The 5,769-nt window shown below is 44.7% G+C and carries 4 protein-coding genes; all 4 read right to left on the bottom strand.

Annotated features, from left to right (window positions below):
* Positions 1-36 precede the first annotated feature (36 nt).
* The 4 genes from WB217_RS06255 to WB217_RS06270 all read right to left on the bottom strand — a co-directional run bounded on the left by WB217_RS06255 (position 37) and on the right by WB217_RS06270 (position 5,357).
* Positions 37-2,139: a catalase gene (locus tag WB217_RS06255; protein WP_423991690.1), complete on the bottom strand. Its 2,103-nt coding sequence runs from the start codon at positions 2,137-2,139 to the stop codon at positions 37-39.
* Between the two features lie 198 nt (positions 2,140-2,337).
* A complete protein-coding gene (locus WB217_RS06260; RefSeq protein ID WP_423991692.1) occupies positions 2,338-2,841 on the bottom strand; it encodes a ferritin in 504 nt (167 codons plus the stop codon).
* A gap of 14 nt (positions 2,842-2,855) precedes the next feature.
* Positions 2,856-4,481: a 23S rRNA (uracil(1939)-C(5))-methyltransferase RlmD gene (gene rlmD, locus WB217_RS06265; protein ID WP_423991694.1), complete on the bottom strand. Its 1,626-nt coding sequence runs from the start codon at positions 4,479-4,481 to the stop codon at positions 2,856-2,858.
* 15 nt (positions 4,482-4,496) lie between these two features.
* Positions 4,497-5,357 carry a DNA-3-methyladenine glycosylase family protein gene (locus tag WB217_RS06270; RefSeq protein ID WP_423991696.1) on the bottom strand — a complete coding sequence of 287 codons (861 nt, stop codon included), beginning with the start codon at positions 5,355-5,357 and terminating at the stop codon, positions 4,497-4,499.
* Positions 5,358-5,769: the final 412 nt, after the last annotated feature.

Below are 5,769 nucleotides of genomic sequence, written 5' to 3' on the forward strand. Positions count from 1 at the left end.
TTATTGCACACTTGTTTTGGCTGGTCTGGACTGGGACTACATCTTCCTGCTCCAGTGGCGGTGCTGGACGATGGCGTTGATAAACTTCTGGCTGTCTCCTGTTACTTCTTTACCGCTTTCGAACACGACAACACCCGGTGCTCCGCTCTCAAGGGCAATTCCCGCTGCTGCCAGCATTCCAGCTGCTTCCTTCCCGGCGCCGACTGTTTTAAAGTGGCTGTAGGCCTCGTCGACGAAGTATACTGCTTCCTTTTTCTGCATGAGGCTGTCAACGCTTTGCTGTCCTCCTGCTACATAAAGAGCATCGTATAGCACTGAACTGCTCGTCAGCAGCGTATGAGTCACTTCCAGCTCATTGCCGTCGTCGCTCTTGATCATTCCAAGGTTTTTGCTGATGATTTCAGCCGTAATGCCGCTCTTTTTCAGCATTTCCATCAAGCCCGTTACCTCAGCACCGTTAAAGCCATTGTCGGCAAGAATGGCGACCTTCCTTGTATTCGGCAGCTTAACTGTATTCATCTGGCTCAGCGCTGGGGATGTAAGGGTTACTTCCATCGGTTTGCTGTTCGCTGGTTTCTTTGCCCCTACACTGATGGCAACCTGTTCTGCCAGGAATGTGTCGATATTGCCAAGCATGTCAACAACCTGCTGCTGGATATCCTTGCTCATCACTTTTCCTACCTCAAAGCTGAAGGCTTCGATGATGTGCTGCTTCTCAACCTCTGACATGCTGTTCCAGAAAAGAATGGCCTGGGAATAGTGGTCCTTGAAGCTGTCGCTGCGTTCGCGAACCTTCCTGCCCTCCATTTTTTCCTGATAATGTTCATATCCACCTTCACTTGCAGGCACAGGATTTGGAGAGTTTCCCTGCAGCGAGTTCTTATTGTAAGCCACCTGCCCACGGTCAATCGTCATCCTGTGCATGCCATCACGCTGGTTATTATGGAACGGGCAAACCGGTCTGTTGATCGGCAGCTCGTGGAAGTTCGGTCCACCGAGGCGACTCAGCTGTGTATCGGTATAGGAGAATAATCGGCCTTGCAGAAGCGGGTCATTTGAAAAATCAATGCCCGGTACAACATGTCCCGGATGGAATGCAACCTGCTCCGTTTCAGCGAAGTAATTCGTTGGATTTTGATTCAGCGTCATCTTCCCAATGATCTTGACAGGGACTAATTCTTCCGGCCAAAGTTTTGTAGGGTCCAATACATCAAAATCAAATTTGAACTCATCTTCCTCCTCAATCATCTGGACACCTAGCTCATATTCTGGATAATCTCCCTTTTCAATTGCTTCAAAAAGGTCCCGGCGGTGGAAATCCGGATCCTTCCCAGCTATTTTTTGCGCTTCATCCCATACCAAGGAATGCACACCAAGCACCGGTTTCCAATGGAATTTTACAAAACGGGCCTTGCCCTGCTCATTCACGAACCTGAATGTATGCACCCCGAACCCTTCCATCATCCGGTAGCTGCGGGGGATTGCCCTGTCTGAAGTGTGCCACATGATCATGTGGGCAGATTCGGTGTTATTCGCAATAAAATCCCAAAATGTATCATGTGCTGACGCTGCCTGCGGGATTTCATTATGCGGCTCTGGTTTTACTGCATGTACTAAGTCTGGGAACTTGATCGCATCTTGAATGAAAAATACAGGAATATTGTTTCCGACAAGGTCGTAGTTGCCTTCTTCTGTGTAAAATTTAGTTGAAAAACCGCGGACATCCCGGACTGTATCACCAGATCCGCGCGAACCTGCTACTGTTGAAAAACGCACAAATACCGGTGTTTTCACACTGGGATCCTGAAGGAACTTCGCCTTCGTGAATTCAGCCATTGGCTCGTAAACCTGAAAATATCCATGAGCCGCATATCCCCTGGCATGTACGATACGCTCAGGAATTCGCTCATGATCAAAATGGGTCATTTTTTCTCTAAAATGAAAATCCTCCATCAATGTCGGTCCGCGGACTCCCGCCTTTAAGGAATGCTCGTCTTCAGATACACGCAAACCCTGATTCGTTGTCAACGCTTCCCCGTCGTGTCCGGATCTGTATTGCTCAAGCTGCTGATCTTTTGAAGATTCGTTCACAGGCTGTTTCATATCGTCTTTCTTCACTGGTTCATTCCTCCCAATCATGATGTGGGAGCATGTTAATCAAAAATATGTATGTAATTGTATCCGGTTGCTATTCTCTGTAGACGCCACAATAAACACACTTACCGCCATGCCCCTCATTGGACGTATACCACTAGGTTAAGCCGACTAAACGAAATCCATTGTATAAAAAAAACAGGATTCCTTATTAGGAAACCCTGCTTTTGCATTCATAATGGATTATTCTGGTGCTGTAAAAGTTCGCTGTGCAAGCTCGCTCTCTAACATGAAGAAGGCGTTGCTGTCCTGATCAATTCTTCTCAGCTTCTGGATCAGCCCGTCGAACATCGCTTCCTCTTCAACCTGTTCTTCAATGAACCATTTCAGGAAGGTCATTGTCGCATGCTCACGCTCATCGAGGGCAATGTCTGCCAGTTGATAAATGCGGCGCGTTACTTCTTTTTCGTGCCCAAGCCCCTTTTCGAACACATCTAGTACAGACGAAAACTCATTTGAGGGAGCATGGAAGCCTTCAACCGTTACCCGCTCACCCATATCATTGATAAAATTGTAGAACTTCATCGCATGAAATCGTTCCTCTTCTGCCTGTACCAAAAAGAAGTTTGCGAAGCCATCTAAATTCTCAGCTGAACAATATGCAGCCATTGCCATGTAGGCATGTGCAGAATAGAACTCATAATTCATTTGTTCCGTTAAACCTTTTACCAGTTTATCGCTTAACATATACGATTCCTCCTCTATTTTAATACCAGCCTCGTAACGCTCTCTATTTGCGAAGTGTGCGGGAACATATCCACTGGCTGGATGTATTCTACTTTATAGTGAGAACCCAATGTCTGGATATCCTTGGCCAGAGTGGATGGATTGCACGATACATAGACGAATGTCTTCGGCTTGATTTTCAGCACGGTCTTTAAAAAATCCTGGTCGCAGCCTGTGCGTGGCGGGTCTACTACGATGACGTCCGGACGCCAGCCTTCCTTGAGCCATTTCGGCAGCAGCTCTTCTGCCTTGCCGACAGCAAACTTTGCATGTTTTACACCATGCTTCTCCGCGTTTTTCTCAGCATCCTCAATCGATTCAGGAATGACATCCATTCCTCTTACTTCACCAGCCTGGCCAGCCATCCACAAACCGATCGTCCCGACTCCGCAATAAGCATCCACAAGCTTCTCTTTGCCTGTCAGCTTAGCAGCAGCTTTTGCTTCATTATATAGTTTCACCGTCTGTTCAGGATTAAGCTGGAAAAAGGTTCTCGCCGACAGCTCGAATTGCAGGTCGCCCAATGTTTCCTGGATGAAGTCATTTCCTTCAAGTGTTGCTGTTTCTTTTCCGAAAATGACTGAGGTTCTTTCACCATTGACGTTTTGGACAATCGAATTCACCTCAGGCAGGCGCTTCTTGATTTCCTGAATGATCATGTCCTTTTTCGGCAGTTCCTTTTTTGTTGTGATCAGAACGATTTGCAGTTCTCCGGTTTGCACACCCGTCCTGGCTACAATTGTCCTAACCAATCCCTTGTGTTTCTTCTCATTGTATATCGGAATCTTCAAGTCCTGGAGAATCCCTTTTACCACTTCGGTTGCTTTTGATGTTGCGGGATGCTGGACGGCACATTGCTCGATATTGATTAGGTTATGGGAGTTCAATCCATACAGGCCTGCGAGCACCTTTCCGTCCTTTTCACCAACCTGGAACTGACTCTTGTTCCGGTAGCCCCACGGATTCTCCATTCCAATCGTCGACCTGATTTCAAGCTCATCTATCTTCAGCTTCGTATGCCGCTCCAGCGCCTGGATGACAATATCCCGTTTTTCATTTAATTGCTGCCCGTAATGTAAATGCTGCAGCTGGCAGCCGCCGCACTGATCATATACCGGGCAAAGTGGCTTGATTCTGTGTTCCGATGGCTTGCGGATTTTTTTGATTCTTGCCTCGGAAAACTTCGGATGGACCTTTGTCGCTTCGACAACTACTTCTTCGCCAGGCAACGCGCCAGGCACAAACACAACTTGGCGCTTGAAATATCCAACTCCTTCACCATTGATCCCAAGGCGCTTGATCGTCAGCGGAAAGGTTTGATTCAGCTGTAATTTGGCTGTATCCTCTTTTTTTGAATAAGCTTTCTTTGCTTGATCTGTTTGGGCAAAGACTTTGTTTGTATCACCAAAAGCTTTTTTCGTATTGTCTTTTTTAGAAAAGCTCTTGTTAGCATGATCTTTTTTCACAAAGTCTTTTTTTGTATTTTCCTTTTTAGCAAAAGCTTTATTTGCGTCATCTATTTTTGCAAAGCTCTTGTTAACACTATCTTTTTTTCCGAAACCTTTTTTTGTATGATCTTTGTTGTCATCAACTTTTTTCATCGTACTTCACTCCAATTACTCAATGCTTCTCCATAAATAGAGCGAAGCATAGCTCAAATAAGGATTCCATGGCTCTTTGAATTTTTCCATTTCGACAGGTGTTGGCTTTTGCTCAAGATTAAAGTATTTTTTCAACGCATTTTGGATGCCGATATCACCGATCGGAAATAAATTCGGACGTCCGAGTGCGAACATCAGAAAATTTTCAATCGTCCACGGGCCGACACCGCGGATCTTGATTAATTCCTGTGCAATTTCTGCATCAGGCATCAATTTTAATTTTTCAAAATCAAGCTTACCAGACGCAACAAGCTGTCCAATTCCAATGACATACTCTGCTTTCCGCCCGCTGAATTGCAATTCACGCAGCTGTTCAACTGTGAGACTGGCCACTTTTTCCGGTGTCGGATAAAACCAGACACCTTCTATTTCTTCTCCAAACGTCTTCACAAAACGCTCTGTTAATGTGAAGGCAAATTTAAGATTAAGCTGCTGGTGAATGATGCTTTTAATTAAGCTTGAAAATGGATCGAACTCCAGAACGAGCGGAGTACCGTAATGTTGATTGAATAGGTCCTTCAGCTCTGTTGTCTGGTAATGTTCATGGATGTGGATCAATTCTGTATTCCATTGAAAAATTTCCGTCAGCCGCTGGATTGTCCCCGCTTTTTCATGAGTGGCACGGATAAGGAATTCAGGCTTTTCAAGCGTTCCCGTTCCTGTTACCTCTGCCACAATCTTGGTGTTATTGATAAGGAGAGGTACCTTTACCGTACGCTTTTCAATATCCACATCATTCAATGGATCCAACGCCATCCGGCTCAAAGCAAGATCAAAATTATACGGACCAATTATCGACACCGATTCTTCCCACATATTCATAAACCGTCCTTAAGTATTTTCCCCGTATTATAGCATTTCCAGATGGTTTTTACGAAAAAATGCAGGTTTGGTTAAAGAGTTTCAATTAAAATGACTAATTTTGAATTTTGATTTGGAACATCAGGCTTATCATTTTGACATTGGAACAGTGAATTCGGTAATCAGAGCAGTTTATCAGAGAAAATTTAAATATAGAATATCTTTTATTGGCGATAATCTAATTATATTGGCCAAGTTCACAGGTTTATTGGCGAAAAAAAGATTTTATTGGCGAAGTTCACAATTTTTTTGGCGAAATTTTCATTTTATCAGCGAACTGGAAATTATCAGTGATTTTTACCAATTCCTTTTTCTAGCTGACATGAAAAATAGTCCCGGCAACAGTCCCCGAGACTAAAAAAGGCTT

It is taken from the genome of Mesobacillus sp., from assembly GCF_049588175.1.
GTDB lineage: Bacteria > Bacillota > Bacilli > Bacillales > Cytobacillaceae > Mesobacillus.

Coding starts and splice junctions, on each gene's coding strand:
- WB217_RS06255 (WP_423991690.1), bottom strand. CDS start 2,139: ATGATTGGGAGGAATGAACCAGTGAAGAAAGACGATATGAAACAGCCT.
- WB217_RS06260 (WP_423991692.1), bottom strand. CDS start 2,841: ATGTTAAGCGATAAACTGGTAAAAGGTTTAACGGAACAAATGAATTAT.
- rlmD (WP_423991694.1), bottom strand. CDS start 4,481: ATGAAAAAAGTTGATGACAACAAAGATCATACAAAAAAAGGTTTCGGA.
- WB217_RS06270 (WP_423991696.1), bottom strand. CDS start 5,357: ATGTGGGAAGAATCGGTGTCGATAATTGGTCCGTATAATTTTGATCTT.